This window comes from Halomonas sp. MCCC 1A13316, from assembly GCF_014931605.1.
Lineage (GTDB): Bacteria > Pseudomonadota > Gammaproteobacteria > Pseudomonadales > Halomonadaceae > Halomonas.
In genome coordinates this window covers 732,852-751,249 of record NZ_CP053382.1, presented here as the reverse complement: position 1 = coordinate 751,249, position 18,398 = coordinate 732,852, and the positions used below count along the sequence as shown (strand labels likewise).

Here is an 18,398-nt window from a genome sequence, read left to right as displayed (position 1 = left end):
TCGTTTCTGCTGGGTTCCGAGCCAGTGTGGCAAAAAATGCGCCACTCTTCCTCTCGGCCCCCTTCCTTATCTCACCTGGACGCTGCATTCCACCGTTGCCAGGCACCACTCGCCGTCAGCCAGGTTTCGAAGTCGCCCACTTCGAGCGGCCTGGCCATCAGGTAGCCCTGCCCTTCGTGACAGCCCAGCGACTCGAGATAGTCGTAGGTCTGCTGTGTCTCCACACCCTCGGCCACCACGCGGTAACCCAAATTGTGCGCCATGCTGAGCATCGCTTCTACCAAGGTCCGGCTGCGCGGGAGATCGTCGAGCCTTCTGATGAAGGAGCGGTCGATCTTGACGATCTGGGCGGGAATGTCTTGCAGGTAAGCCAGGCTGCTATAGCCGGTACCGAAGTCGTCGATGGCGATCTGGATGCCCGCCTCGATCAGCCTGTCGAGCTGCTGCCAGGCGCCGCGACCTTGTCCGAACAGCGCCGTTTCCGTCAGCTCGACCTCGATAGCCGAGGCCGGCAGTTCCGCCTGCGCCATGCGCGACAGGAGACGCTCGGCGAAATCGGGCGCGTCCAGGTTGCACGCAGAGACATTGAGCGACACGGCCAGCGTCCGCCCTTGCCGGTGCCAAGACTGGGCCTGGGCGACGACCCTGCGCATCACCCAGTCGGTGAGCGGGTCGGCCAGCGGCGTGTTCTCGATCAAGGGAATGAATTCGGCGGGAGAGATGTCGCCGAGCTCTGGATGGCGCCAACGCAGCAGCGCCTCCGCGCCGATGCATTCTCGCGAACTCAGCTCGACGCGCGGCTGGTAGACCAGGCGCAGCTGGTCGGCGGATGCCAGGGCGGCACGAAAGTCGGAGAGCAGCGTGAAGCGTCGCCGATGGCTGGCATCGAGCGCCTGCGAATAGACGCCTGCCCCCGCCTCGGTCTGGCGGGCATCCTGGCAGGCGCTGTGCGCTGTGCGCAGCACGTCCACAGCCGAGTCCTTGCCCAGGCTGAGCGGGGCGGCGCCCACCACCGGATGCACCAGGATAGGCGCCTCGCGGATCAGCTGCAGGGCAAGCAGCGTCTCACGCAGGCGCAATCCGATTGCGATCAGCTCGGCATCGCCACGGCCGTCGACTAGATGAACGAACTGGCAAGGACCCACGCAGTAGAGCCGCTGCGCCTTGCCCAGTGCTACCTGCAGCCCACGCGCCGCCACCCGGGCCAGTTCGTCGATGTAGGCCGGCCCCATGACCCGGTGCAGGATGCTCACCTGCTCGATATCCAGCACTTCGGTGAACAGTGCGCAGCGTGGCTTGTCGGGATCATCGCGCCCCAGGTCGTCGAGATCCTCGGCGAATTGGCTACGATTCGGTAGCCCGGTGAGCGGATCGATCCGGCCGAAGGCGTGCTGCAGTTCGATCTGAGCCATGACCATGGCGGCCATGTCCTGGAGGATGGCGACTTCCTCCGCGCTAATCTCGCGCGGCTGGGTATCGAGTACGCACATGGCGCCCAGGGTGTAGCCCTCCTGGGTCTGCAACGGCGCACCGGCATAGAAGCGTATGCCCGACTCGGCAAGCACACTATCGTGGTAGGTTGGCGATTCGAGCAGATCGGGCACCACCAGCACGGCGGATTCATCCGCCACCTCGCCGCAGCAGGCCTTGAATCGCGGTATTTCCCAGTGCTCCACTCCCACCCGCGACTTGAACCACTGGCGGTCGGCATCGGTCAGCGAAACGGCAGCGATGGGCATGCCGAAGAACTTGCTGGCCATGCGCGTGATTCGATCGAAGCTCTCGCTCGGCGGCGTATCCAGCAGGTTGAGCTGGCGCAGCGCATAGAGCCGCGCCTGCTCGTAGTCGTGAGCACCAGCGCTGTCGTTGTCCATGAAGGGCTCCCTGGCAGTCTGCAGCCGGCGCCTTATACTGCCGGTGACTTTTAGAGCCTAGTCAAATCCTGATAACGCGACCATAACGTGGATTCAACCGCTATCAGCCGGATCTCGACGGCGTGGCCGGGCTCAACGCTCCCGCTGGGATTCCTGCCACTCCTCGGCGGCCTCCTCCACGCCGGGTTCATCGCCGCGGTTACGCGCCCCCTGACGGTAGGCCTCCTCCTCGCGCACGTCGTCGATCACGGTCATCAGCTCGTTCACGTCCACGGCGCTGGTGTCGTGCTCGAAGCAGCCCGTCAGTTGGCTCTCCGGGTGCAGTTCCCCGGACTCGTAGAGCGCCCAGATCTCCTTGCCGTAGTCGGTGGCCAGCAACTCGGGGGCGAAGCGACCGAAATAGCGGCGCATGTTGTCCACGTCGCGCTCGAACATCATCTCGGCGCTGTTGTTGCCGGCAGCGTCCACCGCCTGGGGCAGATCGATGATCACCGGGCCGTCGGCGGCCAACAGGACGTTGAACTCGGAGAGGTCGCCGTGGATCAGGCCCGCGCACAGCATCTTGACCACGTCGCGAATGACCTTGGCGTAGTAGTCTCGGGCCTGCTCGAGGCTCAGGGTCACGTCGTCCAGGCGTGGGGCGGTCAGGCCCTCGGCATCGCTGATCATCTCCATCAGCAGCACACCGTCGATGAACCCGTAGGGCTGCGGCACCCGGACATCCGCCGCCGCCAGCCGGTAGAGGGCATCGACCTCGGCGTTGAGCCAGGCCTGTTCCTGCTCCTTCTGACCGTAGCGGGTCTTCTTGGCCATGGCCCGCGAGCGGCGGCTGTTGCGTTCGCGACGGCCCTCCTGGTACTGCACCGCCTGCTTGAAACTGCGCTGCTTCGCCTCCTTGAAGACCTTGGCGCAGCGACGCTCCCCGTGGGACAGCACCACGTAGACCTGGGCTTCCTTGCCACTCATCAGTTGACTCTCGACCGCCTCGATCAGACCGTCGTCGATCAGTGGCTGCAATCGCTTAGGTACCTTCACCTATCCTCCTTCTGTTCTCAGCGGCAATCAGCGGCTGACACGCCGGGCGCGGAACGAACGCCCCTTGAGTTTTCCCGTGCCGAGCTGGGCGAGCGCTGCCTTGGCGACCTCGCGCTTCACGGCCACGTAGGCGCTGCGCTCCAGCACCTTGATCTTGCCGACCTGGGCACCTTCGATGCCTCCATCGCCGGTCAGTGCGCCGAGAATATCCCCGGGGCGCACCTTCTGCTTCTTGCCGCCGTCGAGCTGCAACGTCGCCATCTCCGGCAGGAAAGGCTCCCGCGTCAGCACATTGCGTGGCGGCAACGGCGCCTCCTCGAGCGGCTCGCCAAGAAACTCGGCCAGCCGCTCGAGGCGATAGGCCTCGCGCTCGGCGACCAAGGTGCAGGCGATGCCGGAGCTGCCGGCACGGCCGGTACGCCCGACACGATGCACATGAACCTCGAGTTCACGAGCGATCTGATAGTTGAATACCGCATCCAGTGCTTCGATATCCAGTCCGCGTGCCGCTACGTCGGTCGCGACCAGGATGGAAGCGCTGTGATTGGCGAACAGGATCAAGATGCGGTCGCGGTCACGCTGCTCCAGGTCGCCATGCAGCGCCAGGGCACTGAAGCCCGCTTCACAGAGGGCATCGGCAACCTCCTGCGTCTCGCGCCGTGTGTTGCAGAACACCACGCTTGCGCGCGGCCGATGCTGCAACAGTAGCCCACGCAGGGCGGAGAAGCGCTCCGCTTCGTCTGCCACTCGATAGATACGCTGGCGTATGGTGGTCTCGTCATGGGTTTCGGCCACCGCCACCTCGGCCGGGGCACGCATCAGCCCGTCGGCAATGCGCCGGATTTCGTCGCTGTAGGTCGCGCTGAATAGCAGGGTCTGGCGGCAGGCCGGCGTCTCGGCGACGATCGCCTCCATCGCAGGCTGGAAGCCCATGTCGAGCATGCGGTCCGCCTCGTCAAGCACCAGCGTCTCGAGCGAAGCGAGGTCGAGCGAGCCCTTGCGCAGGTGCTCCTCCACCCTGCCCGGAGTACCCACTATTACATGCGCACCATGCGCCAGCGAAGCGAGCTGCGGGCCCAGGGGAGTCCCGCCGCACAGGGTCAGTACCTTGACGTTGGGTAATGTGCGCGCAAGCCGCCGGATTTCGCCGGCCACCTGGTCGGCCAGCTCGCGGGTGGGACAGAGCACCAGCGCCTGCACGCAGAAGCGCGCGACGAGCAGACGCGACAGCAATCCCAGGCCGAACGCAGCGGTCTTGCCCGAGCCGGTCTTCGCCTGCGCGATCACGTCACGGCCCGCCAGCACCAAGGGCAGGCTCTCGGCCTGAATCGGTGTCATGGCGCGGTAGCCGAGCGAATCGATATTGGCCAGTAACTCTGGCGCCAGCGGCAGCGAGGCAAAGGCCCCGTCATGGGAAGAATCGGACACGGAATGGACCTGCGAGAAATTGAGCGATGCCGAGACGGCAAGCACGCGAAGCGGGAATGCCGGAAGGCACGAACCGAGGCTAGGCAAGGCTTCGTCTGAGAGGAAGGCAGGCAGGATAGCAGAAGCGACGCCCAATGTCGCCCTATCGACGGAGCCGGATCAGCAGGGACTCACGGGGGAGTGAGCCGTCACGCGCATGGCGCCGTGCCGGCTCGAGCGGCGACCGAGAACGGCCCCGCCAGGCTCGATCAGGTGGATGACAACGCGGGTTCAGCCGTCGCCTGCCGCGGCGCTTCCATGCGCTCCTCCCAGCCCCCGGCCAGCGCACGGTAGAGCCCCACCAGTGCGGTAGCGGCGCGAACGTTGCTCTGGGCCAGGCCGTCCTCGGCCTCCAGTCGCGAACGTTCGGCATCGATCACCTCGAGGAAATCGACCACGCCGACCGCAAAGCGCACCCGCGCCTGGCGGGCCGCCTCGGCGCTGGCTTCGGCCGCCGCCTCCAGGTGCTCGCGCTCGCGCAGCGACTGGGTGTAACGGGCGAGCGCCGTCTCGGCCTCCTCCAGCGCCTGCAACACGGTCTGCTCGTAGCGCGCCAGGTTGGCCTCGGCGTCGGCATCGGCGGCAGCCATGCGTGCCCTGACGCGGCCGCTGTCGAGGAACGACCAGTCGACGCCCAGCGCCACCAACCGCGTCTCGCTGTCGCGGCCGAACAGGTCGCCGGTACTGGCGGCCTGGGTACCCAGCAGGCCGTTCAGGGTGAAGCGCGGGTAGAGGTCGGCGGTAGCCACGCCGATGCTGGCGGTGGCGGCATGCAGGCGCCGCTCGGCCGCGGCGATATCGGGCCGCCGACGCAGCAGCTCGCCAGGAAGCCCGACGGCCACCTGGTCGTGCAGCGCCGGCATCGGCGTCGGTTTCTCCAGTCGGGCGATCAGTGCTCCCGGCTCGCGCCCGGTCAGCACCGCCAGGCGATGGGTGATGGCGGCGATCTCGCCCTCCAGCGCCGGAATGCGCGCAAGCGTACTCTCGAGCTGCGCCCTGGCGCGCACGCTGTCGAACTCGGTGCCGCGCCCCGCCTCCAGCCGCGCGTCCACCAGGGCCAGCGACTCGCGCTGGTTGTCGGCATTGGCCTGGGCCACGCGCAGTTGCTCCTGCAGGCCGCGCAGGCGTACGTACTGCTCGACCAGCTCGCCGACCACCACCACCTGCATGGCCCGCAGATCGGCGGCCGAAGCCTCCGCTTCGGCCTGCTGGGCCTCTACGGCGCGCCGTACGCGACCGAAGAAATCGAGTTCCCACAGTGCGGCGATGCCGGCGTCATAGCTTTCGTAATCCCGCTGCGAGCGCGTCGCCTGCGGCATCTGGTCGGAGCTGACACGCTGATGGGCGGCGCCGGCCTGGGCGGTGACGCTGGGCGCCAGGTCGCGACGCGACTGGCGCAGCAGCGCCAGGCTGCGGTCGTGGCGAGCCAAGGCGATGCGCAGGTCGTGATTGGCGTCGAAGGCCTCCTCGACCAGCTCGGTCAGCAACGGGTCGTCGAAGCCGCGCCAGAAGTCGCGCTCGACGGCCTCTGCGGTCACCAGCTCCGACTCGGCGCGTACCAGGGCGGCGGACTCGGGAAGTACCGGTGCACGGTAGTCGGGCCCCACCGCGCAGGCGGCCAGCGCCAGGGTCAACGGCAACAGCAGCAGGTTACGCATGCCCAGTTTATGCATGATAGGAGCCCTCCATGGGCTGCGCGGGTTCGGCCTGCCCGGGCTGCCCGCGTGTGACCAGCTTGCGCAAGGCGACGTAGAACACCGGGGTCAGGAACAGGCCGAACAGCGTCACGCCAAGCATGCCGGCGAACACCGCCGTGCCCAGCGCCTGGCGCACCTCGGCGCCGGCACCGCCGGCCAGCATCAGCGGCACCACCGCTGCGGTGAAGGTGATCGAGGTCATGATGATCGGCCGCAGGCGCAGGCGGCACGCTTCCAGCGCCGCCTCGACGATGCCGCGACCCTGCATTTCCAGCTCGCGGGCGAACTCCACGATCAGAATGGCGTTCTTGCACGCCAGGCCGATCAGCACCACCAGGCCCACCTGCACGAAGATGTTGTTGTCCCCGCCGGTGAACTTCACCCCGATCAACGCCGAAAGCATGCACATCGGCACGATCAGGATCACCGCCAGTGGCAGCGTCCAGCTCTCGTAGAGCGCAGCCAGCGCCAGGAACACCAGCAGGATGGCGAGCGGGAACACCACCAGCGCGGCCCCACCCTGGTTGACCTGCTGGTAGCTGAGGTCGGTCCACTCGAAGGACATGCCCGCCGGTAGCACCGCCGGGGCGAGATGCTCGACCACCTCGATCGCCTGGCTCGAAGAGAGTACCCGCGGGTCCGCCTCGCCCATCAGGTCGGCGGCCGGATAGCCGTTGTAGCGGATGACCGGATCGGGACCGAAGGTCCGCTCGACCTGGATCATGCTGCCGATCGGCACCATTTCGCCGTAGGCGTTGCGGGTACGCAAGCGGTCGATGTTCTCCACGTCCATGCGATAGTTGCCGTCGGCCTGGGCCATCACCTGCCAGGTGCGACCGAAGCGGTTGAAGTCGTTGACGTAGACCGAGCCGAGGTAGACCTGCAGGGTCTCGAACAGGTCGGTCAACGCCACGCCTTGGGCCTTGGCCTTTACCCTGTCGACGTGCAAGTCGAGCTGCGGCACGTTGGACTGATAGGAGGTGATCGGATAACCCATGCCCGGCGTCTGCATCAGCGCGCCGCTGAAGCCATCGACGGCCTGCTGCAGTTCGCCGTAGCCCAGCCCGGCGCGGTCCTGGATGAATAGCGAGAAGCCCGATCCCGAGCCGATGCCGAGGATCGCCGGCGGCGTGAAGGCGAAGCTGAACGCCTCCTGCAAGGAACCGAGCTTGCCGTTGAGTTCGGCGACGATCTCGTCGGCGCTGCGCGAACGCTCGTCGAACGGGTCAAGGCCGAAGAACACCGTGCCGGTGTTGGGCGTGTTGGTGAACTGCAGCGGGTTGAGTCCGGGGAAAGCCACCGCCGAACTCACGCCTTCGGTTTCCAGCGCCAGGTCGGTCATGCGACGGATTACCGCCTCGGTGCGGTCGAGAGAAGCCCCTTCAGGCAGCTTGGCGCCGCCGATCAGGTACATCTTGTCCTGGGTCGGGATGAAGCCGCCAGGGACCAATTGAAACATCATCCCCGTACCCACCAGCAACAACGCATAGACGGCAAACACCACACCGCGCCGGCGCAGGCTGCGCGTCACGCCGCGCTGGTAGCGCTCGGAGCTGGCACCGAAGAAGCGGTTGAAGGGCCGGAACAACCAGCCGAACAGGAAGTCGATCAGGCGCGACAGGCGATCCTTGGGTGCGTCGTGGGGCTTGAGCAGCATTGCCGCCAGCGCCGGCGACAGCGTCAGCGAATTGATCGCCGAGATCACCGTGGAGATGGCGATGGTCACCGCGAACTGGCGGTAGAACTGCCCGGTGACGCCCTCGAGGAAGGCCATCGGCACGAACACCGCGCACAGCACTACCGAGATGGCGATGATCGGCCCGCTCACCTCGCTCATGGCCTGGTGGGCTGCCGCCAGCGGGGCGAGCCCCTCCTCGATGTTGCGCTCGACGTTCTCCACCACCACGATGGCGTCGTCGACCACGATCCCGATCGCCAGCACCAGTCCGAACAGGGTCAGCGTATTGATCGAGAATCCCAGCAGGTAGAGCACGGCGAAGGTGCCCACGATCGACACCGGCACCGCCAGCAGCGGAATCACCGAGGCGCGCCAGGTCTGCAGGAACAGTGTTACCACCAGTACCACCAGCAGCACCGCCTCGAGCAGTGTCTTGATCACCGACTCGATGGAGTCACGCACGAACACGGTGGGGTCATAGACGATGGTGTGCTCCACGCCTTCGGGGAAACGTTCGGACAGCTCGTCCATCTTGTCGCGTACTGCATCCGACAGCGCGATGGCGTTGGAGCCCGGTGCCTGGAAGATACCGATGGCCACCGCCTGCTGGTTGTCGAGCAACGAGCGCAGCGAGTAGTCGGCGGCGCCGAGTTCGATGCGCGCCACGTCGGAGAGGTAGGTGATCTGGCCGCCGGCACCGGCCTTGACCACGATGTCGCCGAACTCTTCCTCGGTGGTCAGGCGCCCCTGGGCGTTGATCGAAATCAGAAAGTCGGAGGTCGTGGGCGTCGGTGGCGCACCGAGCTGCCCTGCCGAAACCTGCACGTTCTGCTCGCGGATCGCGGCAACGATGTCGCCTGCGGTGAGCCCGAGGGCAGCGGCACGATCGGGGTCGATCCACACCCGCATGGCGTAGTCGCCGGCGCCGAACAGCATCGCCTGGCCCACCCCGGGCAGGCGCGCCAGCTCGTCGCGCACGTGCAGCGCCGCATAGTTGCGCAGGTAGGTACTGTCGTAGCGACCGTCGGGCGAGATCAGCTGCGGCACCATGGTCAGGTCGGGCGACTGCTTGTCGGTGGTCACGCCCTGACGGCGCACCGCCTCGGGTAGGCGGGCCAGCGCCTGCGCGACCCGATTCTGCACCTGGACCTGGGCCTCGTCCGGGTCGGCCCCCGGGCGGAAGGTCAGCGTCATCGCCAGTACCCCGTCGGAGCCGGCCACCGACTTCATGTACATCAGGTTTTCGACCCCAGTGATTGCCTCCTCGAGCGGCGTGGCCACCGTCTCGGCGATCTCCTTGGGGTTGGCGCCGGGATAGACCGCACGCACCTGCACGGTGGGCGGCACCACGTCGGGGTACTCGCTGATCGGCAGCAGCGGGATGGTGATCGCCCCGGCGATGAAGATCAGAATCGACAGCACCGCGGCGAAGATCGGTCGGTCGACGAAGAACTTGGCGAAATCCATGACAAGACTCCCTCCCGGCGCGGACCGCCAAGTCCGCGCCGAAGATCGTTCAGGGGTTTATTGCGTTTGTTATGTCACTACCTGCGGTGGAGCCCTGGTGGGTCAGCGCATGGCGGCCAGCTCGTTGCCGCCCTCGGCCTGGCCGCGCATGTCGACGCTCTCCGCCGCCACCGGCATGCCGGGGAAGAAGATCCGCTGGGCACCGTTCACGACCACCTGGTCCCCGGGCTCGAGACCCGCAGCGACGACACGCAGCCCATCGGCCATACGCCCCAACTGCACGTCGCGACGCATGGCGCGGCCCTCCTCGTCGACCACGTAGACATACTTGCGATCCTGGTCGGTGAGTACCGCCTTGTCGTCGATCAGCAGGGAGTCCTCCGCTTCCCCCGCGAGCAGCTGCACGCGTGCGTACATGCCCGGGGCGAAGCGACCTTCGCTGTTGTCGAGCACGGCGCGGGTCAGGATGGTGCCGGCCTCGGCATCCAGATGGTTGTCGACGAAGTCGACCTCGCCGCGGTAGGGAAAGCCCTCGTCGGACGCCAGCCCCACGCGCACCGGTATGCCCCTTTGGCGGAAGCTGGAACGCTCGCCGCTGCGCGCCATGGCGTCGTAGTGCAGGTAGGCCTGCTCATTGCTGTGAAAGTGCACGTGGACCTGGTCCAGGGCGACGATTCGGGTCAGCGGGGTGGCATCGGATACCAGGTTGCCCGGCGTCACCAGAGCGCGACCGGTACGACCGCCGATCGGTGCACGCACCTCAGTGAATTCCATGTTGAGCCGGGCCGTCTCGGCGCTGGCCCGGGCAGCGAGAATGTCGGCCTCGGCCGTAGCCGCCCCCGCCCGCCGCTGGTCCAGCTCCTCGCGGGAGATCGAGCGGCTCTGGGCCAGCGCCTCGGCCCTGGCGGCCTCGCTGCGAGCCAGCTCGGCCCGGGCCTGGGCCCGCTGGAGCTCGGCCTCGGCGCGTTCCAGCTCGGCGCGATAGGGGCGCGGGTCGATGGTGAACAGCACATCGCCCTTCTCGACCTCCTGGCCTTCGGTGTAGTGAATGCTATCGATGTAGCCCGACACACGCGGGCGCAGGTCGACCGTTTCCACCGCCTCGATGCGGCCGGTGAAGGCATCCCACAGCTCGACGTCCTCGACCAGCACCTGGGCGACGCTGACCTGAGGCGGTGGCGGACCCTGCTGAGCCCCTTCCTCCTGGTCGCCATCCGCCAGGCTATCGCAACCCGTCAGAACGATAAGCCCGGCGACCATGGCGGTAACCATGAGCATTCGCCGGCCATCCCGATTCGCGAACATCTTGTGGACGTTCATTTGATTAACTTCTCCCAATACCAAGTAGCAGTTAGTAGTGTCGTTATTTGTTCCGGCCAGTAACCCTCGCCTCGAGACTCATTTTTCTTGATCCTTTTCACTGACGTTTATTAATGTCGTTTGTCGATGTGATAAATCGACAACTGCGGACTTTGCCGAAGGCAACCATATAGTGTTAACGGGTACTTGATTAGTCGGTCCGACAGGGAAATACTGTCCCATTGGCGGGACAGTCACCGTGCAGCCTTCTCGTCTTCATTTCGCAGTGCTTATCCCTGACGCAGTGTTTCCCCAGACATTGCATGCACGGCACAGGACAATAACCATGCTGCAGGACCTCAACGACGCCCTGATTTTTGCCAAGGTCGTGGAACAAGGCAGCTTCAGCGCCGCCGCCAAGCAACTTCGTCTCGGCAAGACGACGGTCAGCCGCAAGGTGCAGGACCTGGAGCGACGCCTGGGAGCCCGGTTGCTCAACCGCACCACTCGCAACCTGAGCCTGACCGAAGCCGGCGCCATCTACTTCGACTACTGCAACCGCATCGTCCGCGACCTGGGCGAGGCGGAAAAGGCCGTGCATCACCTCGAGGAGAGCCCCCGCGGCTGGCTCAGGGTCACTGCTCCCTTCACCATGTGCACCGAGTTCACCTCGGTCCTGATACGGGATTTCCGCCAGCTGCACCCCCAGGTGCGCATCGAACTGGTGCTCTCCAACGAGCGTCTCGACCTGGTCGCCAACCAGATCGACGTGGCGCTGCGGGTCGGCCCGCTGCCGGACTCCAGCCTGGTGGCACGCCCCCTGGCCCGCTTTCGCTCGTTCGTCTATGCCAGCGAAACCTACCTCGCTCGTCATGGCGAACCCCGCACGCCGTCGGATCTGGCCTCACACCCGGTCCTGGCCAAAGCCATGGATCAACGCAGCCAGCGCTACGTCTGGCAACTGCGCAACAGCGCGAGCCAGGAGACCGTCGAGATCGAAGTCGACCCGGTGGCCATCGCCAACGACCCCTTCGCCCTGCGTGGCATGCTCGAAGACGGGCAGGGCATCATGCTGGCCAACGAGTTCGTCGTCTGTCTCAGTGCGGAAACCACACGGCCACGGCGCATCCTCGAAGGCTGGGAGGGCCCCGAGGTCGAAATGAATGCTGTATTTCCCGGCGGCAGCCTGGTCTCGCCCAAGGTGCGCACCTTCGTCGACTTCGTCGTCGAGAGCATGCGGATCGAGAGCCTGTCGGCGCCCGAGCCGTGGCAGCCCCCGGTCTACACCGGTGCTTCGGCCGAGGTCGTCGACGAGACGGCCTGATTCGAATGAATTCTTCGGGCGGCGTGCCTAGGCCCGGGGCAGGCTGACGCTTACCTCGGTGCCCTTCCCGGGGGAGCTCGCGATCTTCCACGCGGCCCCGTGGCGCTCGCAAATATCACGCACGATCGACAGCCCCAGCCCCGAGCCGTCGCCTCTGACGACACTGGCCCGGGTACGGTAGAAGCGCTGGGTGACCAGTGGCAGCTCTTCCTCCTCGATGCCGATACCGCTATCGGCAACCGTCAGTTGCACTGCCGTCGTCTGCGTTACGGCCTCGAGGCGCACCCAGCCACCGTCGGGGGTGGCGCGCAGGGCATTGTCGAGCAGGTTGGACAGCATGCGGTCGATCAGCCCCAGGTCGGCATCGACGCGCGGCAGCGCAGGGTCACAGACCACCGTCAACGTAATGCCCGCCCGACGCGCCTGATGCTGAAACTTGCCGACGATGTCGTGGGCCAGCTCGGCCAGCGAGAACGGCTCGCGCTGCAGCGGCCTGTCATAGGCATCCAGCAGGGCTAGCGTCGAGAGCTGCTGTGCCAGCCGGGTCAGGCGATCGGCATTGTCGAGGATCGCCGCCAGCATGCGCTGACGGCCGCCGTTCGTGTCGGGCTCTGCCGCCAGCAGTTGCTCGGCATAGCCGCGCAGCGAAGTCAGCGGAGTGCGAAAATCGTGCGACAGGTTGGCGACCAGTTCGCGGCGCTGATGGTCGGTCTCACGCAACGCCTGAAGCTGTGCGTCGATGGTTCCGGCCATGTCGTTGAAGGCTCGAGCCAGTCGGCCCAGCTCGTCGTCACGGGGCGCTTCGATACGCTGTCCGTAATCGCCCTCGGCGAAGCGCTGCACCGCCGTGGTCAAGCGCGAGAAGCGCCGGGTCAGAAGTGCAAACCACACCAGGCCGAAGACGCCGGATACCAGCAGTGCCATCAGGCCGGCCACCACCAGGGTACGGATAATCGAACTGGTGCGCAGCATGGAGAACATCGAGGCGTGGCCGGCATTGTCGAGAGCGACATACAGATAGCCAGGAGTGTCCTGCTCGCCATGCTGGATGCGCGCCACGGAGAACACGCCGAACTGCTGGCCGCAGGGCGACGTCGTCAGCACGGGCAGCATCGGCTCATCGCCCAGCAGCGTCTCGAGCGCCTCGGGATCGACCCGCTGCCCCAGGCCGCAGCTGGGTTCGGCGTAGTCGGCGATTACTCGTCCCCGGGTATCGAGCACGTACAGCGACAGCGACGGGTTGATCGAGACGATGTGTCGGGCCATGTCCCAGGCGGCTACGCTGTCGATGCCCCGGTCCAGCGCCGGTCGCATGACCTCGGCGAGGTTGTCGGCCAGATCGATCTCCAGGCGCTGCTGGAGCTCGCGGCCAAGTTGGTTGAACTGGCTGATGGCGGTCCAGGCAGTGGCGCCCGACAGCAGCAGCAGGCTGGTCAGGTAAACCAGCGCGATTCGCGCATAGAGGCTGCGGCTCAATCGACTGCAGTACCGTAGCAAGGCTCTCACGAGGACTCGCCACTCGCTCCGGAAGCCGACGGCGCGTCGGCGCCTTCCGCCACCTCGGCAAAGCGATAACCCACCCCCCAGACGGTCTGGATGAAGTACGGCCGGGCCGGGTCGGCTTCGATCTTGCTGCGCAGGCGGTTGATATGCGTATTCACGGTGTGATCATAGCCGTCGAATTCTTCGCCCCAGACATGGTTGAGCAACTCGCCGCGGCTGAAACTGCGCCCGGGATGGCGTGCGAAGAGCGAGAGCAGCGCGAACTCCTTGCCGGTGAGCTGAATCGGCTTGCCGTCAAGGTGGACCCGATGGCTGTCGGCATCGATGGTCAGCGGGCCACAGACCAGTATCGGCGCAGCGACGATGCCGTCGTCATCCCCCGCTTGGCGCTGGCCGCGGCGCAACAACGCCTGGATTCGAGCCAGCAGTATGGGCAGGACGAAAGGCTTGGTGACGTAGTCGTCGGCGCCGATCTCGAGCCCCGCCACCACGTCACGGATCGCGGCCTTGGCGGTGATCATCAGCACCGGCGTCAGGCTGCCGCGTCGGCGCAGCTGGCGGCACACCTCCAGACCGTCAACTCCCGGCAGCATCAGGTCCAGCGTCACCAGGTCGTAGCGAACCGCGGCTTCGGCGTCCAGCAGCGCCAGTGCCGCCTCGCCGTCACGGACCCAATCGCAGGCATACCCCGCCCCGGCCAAGGACTCGGTGAGCAGCCTGCCGATCTCGAGGTTGTCCTCGACACAGAGAACTCGGTAGCTCATCTCAGATTCCCGCTCGTCACCTGTCTGCACGGTAATACCGAGCCCATGCGACTACATCACGAAACTATCACGAAACGTGTTTTCCCTGTGACGCTTCCGTGAGGAATCGGCCGCGATACCCCGCTAGCGTAGCCCTTGCCGACTCGGCATTCCGTCGACGGCCGATTATGGAATGGAGTGAGAAGATGAACGCGATGAACCGCCGCAAGACCGCCCTGTTTGCCCTCTTGCTCGGCACCACGCTGCTGCTGCCGACCTTTGCCCTGGCTGACGACCCGATGAAGGAGGACGAGGCCGCGATGATGGAAGAAGAGCCCATGGAGCACGAGGCGATGGGAGAGGAAGGCGCCATGATGGAAGACGACTCCATGATGGAAGACGACTCCATGATGGAAGACGACTCCATGATGGAAGACGACGCCATGATGGAAGACGACGCCATGGAGGACGAGGACGAGAACGAGAACGACGTGATGGAAGACGACGACGCCATGTGAGGCTCGTCTCCGTCGGCCGATGATCACGAACCCGCATCGGCCGGCTACATTCCGGGGAGGTACCCATGCGACTCTCGAAATCTTCATCTCAGGCGCTCGCACCTGCCGCCGGCACGGGCCCCGTCATCGTTCGTCGGCATACCCGCTTCACGCGGATCTGGCACTGGGTGAACCTTGCCTGCCTGGTCGTCCTGCTGATGAGCGGCCTGCAGATATTCAATGCCCATCCGGCACTGTACTGGGGCAAGGATTCCCTCTTCGATGCGCCGGCGTTATCGATTCGCGCCGAGCGCAGCGCTGACGGCGAGCTTCGCGGTATTACCCAGATCGGTGGGCTGCGCTTCGATACGACCGGGGTGCTCGGCGCTTCCGGCCCCACCGAAGCGCGTGAGCAGCGTGCCTTTCCCGCCTGGATCACCCTTCCCGGTCCGCGCTGGCTGTCCGCGGGGCGTCAGTGGCACTTCCTGGCCGGCTGGATATTCGCCCCCCTGTTGCTTGCCTATCTGCTCTACCTGGCGCTCAGCGGCCGTCTGCGGCAGCGCCTGGTACCACGCCGCCATGAATGGCGCACTCTCGGCCACACCCTGGTCGACCACCTGCGGCTGCGCTTTCCCCGGGGCGAGGAGGCCCGCCATTACAATCTGCTGCAGAAGCTGGCCTATCTGCTGGTGCTGTTCATCGTTCTGCCGCTGATCGTGCTCACCGGGCTGACGATGTCACCGTCCATGAACGCCGCCTGGCCCTGGCTCCTGGACGTCTTTGGCGGCCGTCAGAGCGCGCGCACGCTGCATTTCCTGTGCGCCCTGGCACTGCTCGGCTTCTTCGTGATTCACCTCGCTCTGGTGCTGGTCTCCGGCGCCTGCAACAACCTGCGCTCGATGATCAGCGGACGCTATGCGCTGCCGCCCAACGAGGAGACCTCCGATGCCTAGCCCTTCCGATCCGACACGTCGACGCTTCATGCTCGGGGCAGCCCTGTCCGGCAGTGCCCTGCTGCTGACGGGCTGCGACCGGCTGACACGCAGCGACACCATGCGCGAGCTGTTCGACGCCAACAGCGCGCTGACCCGGCATATGCAACGCCTGCTGACATCCCGCCAGGCGCTGGCCAGGGAGTTCACGTCCGCCGACATTGCCCCGACCTTCCGCGCCAATGGCACCACCAATCCCAGCGAGGCGGAGTATCGGCGCCTGGCTGCCGACGGTTTTCGCGAATGGCGCCTGGAAATCGGCGGCCTGGTCGACAGGCCCGCGTCCTACTCCCTCGACGATCTCAGGGCGATGCCGTCACGAACCCAGATCACCCGCCACGACTGCGTCGAGGGCTGGAGCTGCATCGGCCAGTGGACCGGCGTGGTGCTTGGCGAACTGCTCGACAGCGTGGGCGTACGCGACGAAGCCCGCTTCGTGGTCTTCCACTGCGCTGACCGCTACAGCGGTGGTGACCTTTACTACGAAAGCCTGGACATGCTCGAGGCCTATCATGCGCAAACGCTGCTGGCCTATGGGCTGAACGGCAGCGACCTACCCATTGCCAACGGTGCCCCGCTGCGATTGCGAGCGGAGCGCCAGCTCGGCTACAAGATGGCCAAGTACGTGATGCGCCTCGAGCTGGTGGAAAGCTTCCACCACATCGGACGGGGACGAGGTGGCTACTGGGAGGATCGCGGCTATGAGTGGTGGGCGGGGATCTAGCTCACGCCGCTCCTGCCTCATGGATTATCGGGCAGTACCGCCTCGATCTCGATCAGCCGCTCCATACCCGCCTCGTGCTGTGAAGTACTCTCACGACTCCACGCCCAGCGCCCTGTCGCTGTGCTCGGCGTCTTCATCGAGATCCAGCCCCAGGAAGCCGCCGGACTGACGGCGCCACAGCGAGGCGTAGAGGCCATCCTGCGCCAGCAGCTCGCGGTGGGTGCCGCTCTCGACGATTTCCCCTTCATCGATGACCACCAAGCGGTCGAGCATGGCGATGGTCGACAGCCGGTGGGCGATGGCGATCACCGACTTGCCCTCCATCAAGGTGTAGAGCTGCTCCTGGATAGCCGCTTCCACTTCGGAGTCGAGCGCCGAGGTGGCCTCGTCGAGTACCAGGATCGGTGCGTTCTTGAGCAGCACACGGGCGATGGCGATGCGCTGGCGCTGGCCGCCGGAGAGCTTGACGCCACGCTCGCCGACATGCGCATCCAGGCCGCGGCGACCCTCGAGGTCCACCAGTTCGTCGATGAAAGTGTCGGCGTGGGCGCGGCGCACCGCCTCCCAGATCTCCTCCTCGCTGGCATCGGGGCTGCCGTAGCGGATGTTGTCGCGCAGCGAGCGATGCAACAGCGAGGTGTCCTGGGTGACCATGCCGATCCTTTGCCGCAGCGACTCCTGGGTGACCCGGGAAATGTCCTGGCCATCGATCAGGATGCGACCGCCTTCGAGATCGTAGAAACGCAGCAGCAGGTTGGCCAGGGTCGACTTGCCGGCTCCCGAGCGGCCGATCAGCCCCACCTTCTCGCCCGGGGCGATGTTCAGCGTGAGGCCATCGAACACCCGATTCATCTCGCCGTCGGGGCGGGCGTAGCCGAAGCGCAGCGCCTCGAAGCGGATCTCGCCGCGAGGAACCGTGAGCTCACCGGCACCGGGCATATCCTTGACCTCCGGTTCGCGGGCGATGGTATTGATGCCGTCCTGCACCGTACCGATGTTCTCGAACAGCCCCGCCACCTCCCACAGGATCCAGTTGGACATGAAGCGAATGCGCATCACCAGGGCAATGGCCACGGCGATGATGCCGAGCGACACGGCTCCCAGGTACCAGGCGCCGATGGCCACCGCCGCCACCCCGGCCAACAGCAGCGAGTTGAGCAGAGTCAGGCTCACGGTGAGCCCCGTGGCCAGGCGCATCTGGCGATGCACGGTGACCATGAACTGCTCCATGGCGTCGCGGGCATAGTCCTGCTCACGCCGGGTGTCGGCAAACAGCTTGATGGTCTGGATGTTGCTATAGCTGTCGACGATGCGTCCGGTCATCACCGCACGGGCGTCGGCCTGCTGCATGGAGACCCGCCGCAGCCGCGGTACGAAGTACCACAGGATGGCCACGTAGCCGGCCAACCACATCACCAGCGGCAGCATCAGCCAGGGCTCGGCCTGGCCCATCAGCAGCATGGCGCCGGCAAAATAGACCACCACGTAGACCATCAGGTCGAGCAGCTTGGTGACCGTCTCGCGGATCGCCAGGGCCGTCTGCATCACCTTCTGCGAGACGCGCCCGGCGAACTCGTCCTGATAGAAGGCCAGGCTCTGGCTGAGCATGTGGCGGTGCGCCAGCCAGCGGCCGATCATGGGATAGTTGCCGAAGATGCCCTGGTGCATCACCAGCGACTGAAACAGGGTCAGCAGCGGCAGGCCGATCGCCACCAATGCCGCCATGCCGGCCAGGCGCCAGCCATACTCGGCGAAGAACCCCTCGCGCTCGGCATCCGAGAGCCAGTTCACCAAGTCGCCCATGTAGCTGAAGAACACTACTTCGGCGGCCGAGACCAGCGCCGTGAACAAGGCCAGTGCCGCCAGCAGCGGCAACAACGGGCGCGAAAAGTGCAGGATGAAAGCGGCAAGGCCACGCGGCGGTGTCTCGGTCTTCCCCGAGGGGTAAGGGTCCACCAATGTCTCGAAGTAGCGGAACATGACAACTCCATCGTCAAGGAAACTTAGGAAACTTGTATTCTGGAACTCTTGCGCTTGCTCCAGACTTACTGACAGGATGCAGGCTAAAACCTAAACTTAAATTGAGGTCAAGAAAGAC

Annotated in this window: 13 protein-coding genes; 4 read left to right on the top strand and 9 right to left on the bottom strand. The window is 65.7% G+C overall.

Annotated features, from left to right (window positions below):
- Window positions 1-71 precede the first annotated feature (71 nt).
- The 6 genes from HNO52_RS03480 to HNO52_RS03455 all read right to left on the bottom strand — a co-directional run bounded on the left by HNO52_RS03480 (window position 72) and on the right by HNO52_RS03455 (window position 10,538).
- Complete coding sequence (locus tag HNO52_RS03480) at window positions 72-1,874, bottom strand: sensor domain-containing phosphodiesterase (protein WP_197567809.1); 1,803 nt, start codon at window positions 1,872-1,874, stop codon at window positions 72-74.
- A gap of 132 nt (window positions 1,875-2,006) precedes the next feature.
- The gene (locus HNO52_RS03475) at window positions 2,007-2,909 is read right to left on the bottom strand and encodes a PA4780 family RIO1-like protein kinase (RefSeq protein WP_197567808.1); all 903 of its coding nucleotides are present in this window, start codon (window positions 2,907-2,909) and stop codon (window positions 2,007-2,009) included.
- Between the two features lie 27 nt (window positions 2,910-2,936).
- Window positions 2,937-4,337, bottom strand: a complete 1,401-nt coding sequence (dbpA, locus tag HNO52_RS03470) for an ATP-dependent RNA helicase DbpA (protein WP_197567806.1) — start codon at window positions 4,335-4,337, stop codon at window positions 2,937-2,939.
- Between the two features lie 248 nt (window positions 4,338-4,585).
- Window positions 4,586-6,049, bottom strand: a complete 1,464-nt coding sequence (locus tag HNO52_RS03465; RefSeq protein ID WP_232090506.1) for an efflux transporter outer membrane subunit — start codon at window positions 6,047-6,049, stop codon at window positions 4,586-4,588.
- The gene (locus tag HNO52_RS03460; protein ID WP_197567805.1) at window positions 6,042-9,218 is read right to left on the bottom strand and encodes an efflux RND transporter permease subunit; all 3,177 of its coding nucleotides are present in this window, start codon (window positions 9,216-9,218) and stop codon (window positions 6,042-6,044) included. The genes HNO52_RS03465 and HNO52_RS03460 overlap by 8 nt, the downstream gene beginning before the upstream one ends.
- Before the next feature lie 102 nt (window positions 9,219-9,320).
- Window positions 9,321-10,538, bottom strand: coding sequence for an efflux RND transporter periplasmic adaptor subunit (locus tag HNO52_RS03455; protein WP_197567804.1), 1,218 nt, complete (start codon window positions 10,536-10,538; stop codon window positions 9,321-9,323).
- Between the two features lie 325 nt (window positions 10,539-10,863).
- On the opposite strand from HNO52_RS03455, the gene HNO52_RS03450 reads away from it, so the two are divergent.
- On the top strand, window positions 10,864-11,841 hold the full coding sequence (locus HNO52_RS03450; protein ID WP_197567803.1) for a LysR family transcriptional regulator: 978 nt from the start codon (window positions 10,864-10,866) through the stop codon (window positions 11,839-11,841).
- 27 nt (window positions 11,842-11,868) lie between these two features.
- On the opposite strand, the gene HNO52_RS03445 is transcribed toward HNO52_RS03450, so the two are convergent.
- Together HNO52_RS03445 and HNO52_RS03440 are read right to left on the bottom strand one after the other, a co-directional pair.
- Entirely contained in the window at window positions 11,869-13,347 is a 1,479-nt protein-coding gene (locus tag HNO52_RS03445) for a sensor histidine kinase (protein WP_197567802.1), read from the bottom strand.
- Window positions 13,344-14,108, bottom strand: coding sequence for a response regulator transcription factor (locus HNO52_RS03440; protein WP_197567800.1), 765 nt, complete (start codon window positions 14,106-14,108; stop codon window positions 13,344-13,346). Before HNO52_RS03440 ends, HNO52_RS03445 begins: the two co-directional genes overlap by 4 nt.
- A 185-nt stretch (window positions 14,109-14,293) precedes the next feature.
- Here HNO52_RS03440 and HNO52_RS03435 point away from each other — a divergent pair, with 185 nt between their 5' ends.
- The 3 genes from HNO52_RS03435 to HNO52_RS03425 all read left to right on the top strand — a co-directional run bounded on the left by HNO52_RS03435 (window position 14,294) and on the right by HNO52_RS03425 (window position 16,300).
- Complete coding sequence (locus HNO52_RS03435; RefSeq protein WP_197567798.1) at window positions 14,294-14,605, top strand: hypothetical protein; 312 nt, start codon at window positions 14,294-14,296, stop codon at window positions 14,603-14,605.
- A 65-nt stretch (window positions 14,606-14,670) separates the two neighbouring features.
- The gene (locus HNO52_RS03430; RefSeq protein WP_197567797.1) at window positions 14,671-15,537 is read left to right on the top strand and encodes a cytochrome b/b6 domain-containing protein; all 867 of its coding nucleotides are present in this window, start codon (window positions 14,671-14,673) and stop codon (window positions 15,535-15,537) included.
- Window positions 15,530-16,300 carry a molybdopterin-binding protein gene (locus HNO52_RS03425; protein WP_197567795.1) on the top strand — a complete coding sequence of 257 codons (771 nt, stop codon included), beginning with the start codon at window positions 15,530-15,532 and terminating at the stop codon, window positions 16,298-16,300. Before HNO52_RS03430 ends, HNO52_RS03425 begins: the two co-directional genes overlap by 8 nt.
- 90 nt (window positions 16,301-16,390) lie before the next feature.
- Here the strand turns inward: HNO52_RS03425 and HNO52_RS03420 are convergent, their stop codons facing one another.
- On the bottom strand, window positions 16,391-18,280 hold the full coding sequence (locus HNO52_RS03420; RefSeq protein ID WP_197567793.1) for an ABC transporter ATP-binding protein: 1,890 nt from the start codon (window positions 18,278-18,280) through the stop codon (window positions 16,391-16,393).
- Between the last annotated feature and the right edge of the window lie 118 nt (window positions 18,281-18,398).

What these genes read in the sequence shown, in the direction of transcription:
- HNO52_RS03450 (WP_197567803.1), top strand. Translation starts at nt 10,864, where the DNA reads ATGCTGCAGGACCTCAACGACGCCCTGATTTTTGCCAAGGTCGTGGAA.
- HNO52_RS03465 (WP_232090506.1), bottom strand. Translation starts at nt 6,049, where the DNA reads ATGCATAAACTGGGCATGCGTAACCTGCTGCTGTTGCCGTTGACCCTG.
- HNO52_RS03435 (WP_197567798.1), top strand. Translation starts at nt 14,294, where the DNA reads ATGAACGCGATGAACCGCCGCAAGACCGCCCTGTTTGCCCTCTTGCTC.
- HNO52_RS03455 (WP_197567804.1), bottom strand. Translation starts at nt 10,538, where the DNA reads ATGAACGTCCACAAGATGTTCGCGAATCGGGATGGCCGGCGAATGCTC.
- HNO52_RS03420 (WP_197567793.1), bottom strand. Translation starts at nt 18,280, where the DNA reads ATGTTCCGCTACTTCGAGACATTGGTGGACCCTTACCCCTCGGGGAAG.
- HNO52_RS03425 (WP_197567795.1), top strand. Translation starts at nt 15,530, where the DNA reads ATGCCTAGCCCTTCCGATCCGACACGTCGACGCTTCATGCTCGGGGCA.
- HNO52_RS03480 (WP_197567809.1), bottom strand. Translation starts at nt 1,874, where the DNA reads ATGGACAACGACAGCGCTGGTGCTCACGACTACGAGCAGGCGCGGCTC.
- HNO52_RS03460 (WP_197567805.1), bottom strand. Translation starts at nt 9,218, where the DNA reads ATGGATTTCGCCAAGTTCTTCGTCGACCGACCGATCTTCGCCGCGGTG.
- HNO52_RS03440 (WP_197567800.1), bottom strand. Translation starts at nt 14,108, where the DNA reads ATGAGCTACCGAGTTCTCTGTGTCGAGGACAACCTCGAGATCGGCAGG.
- HNO52_RS03430 (WP_197567797.1), top strand. Translation starts at nt 14,671, where the DNA reads ATGCGACTCTCGAAATCTTCATCTCAGGCGCTCGCACCTGCCGCCGGC.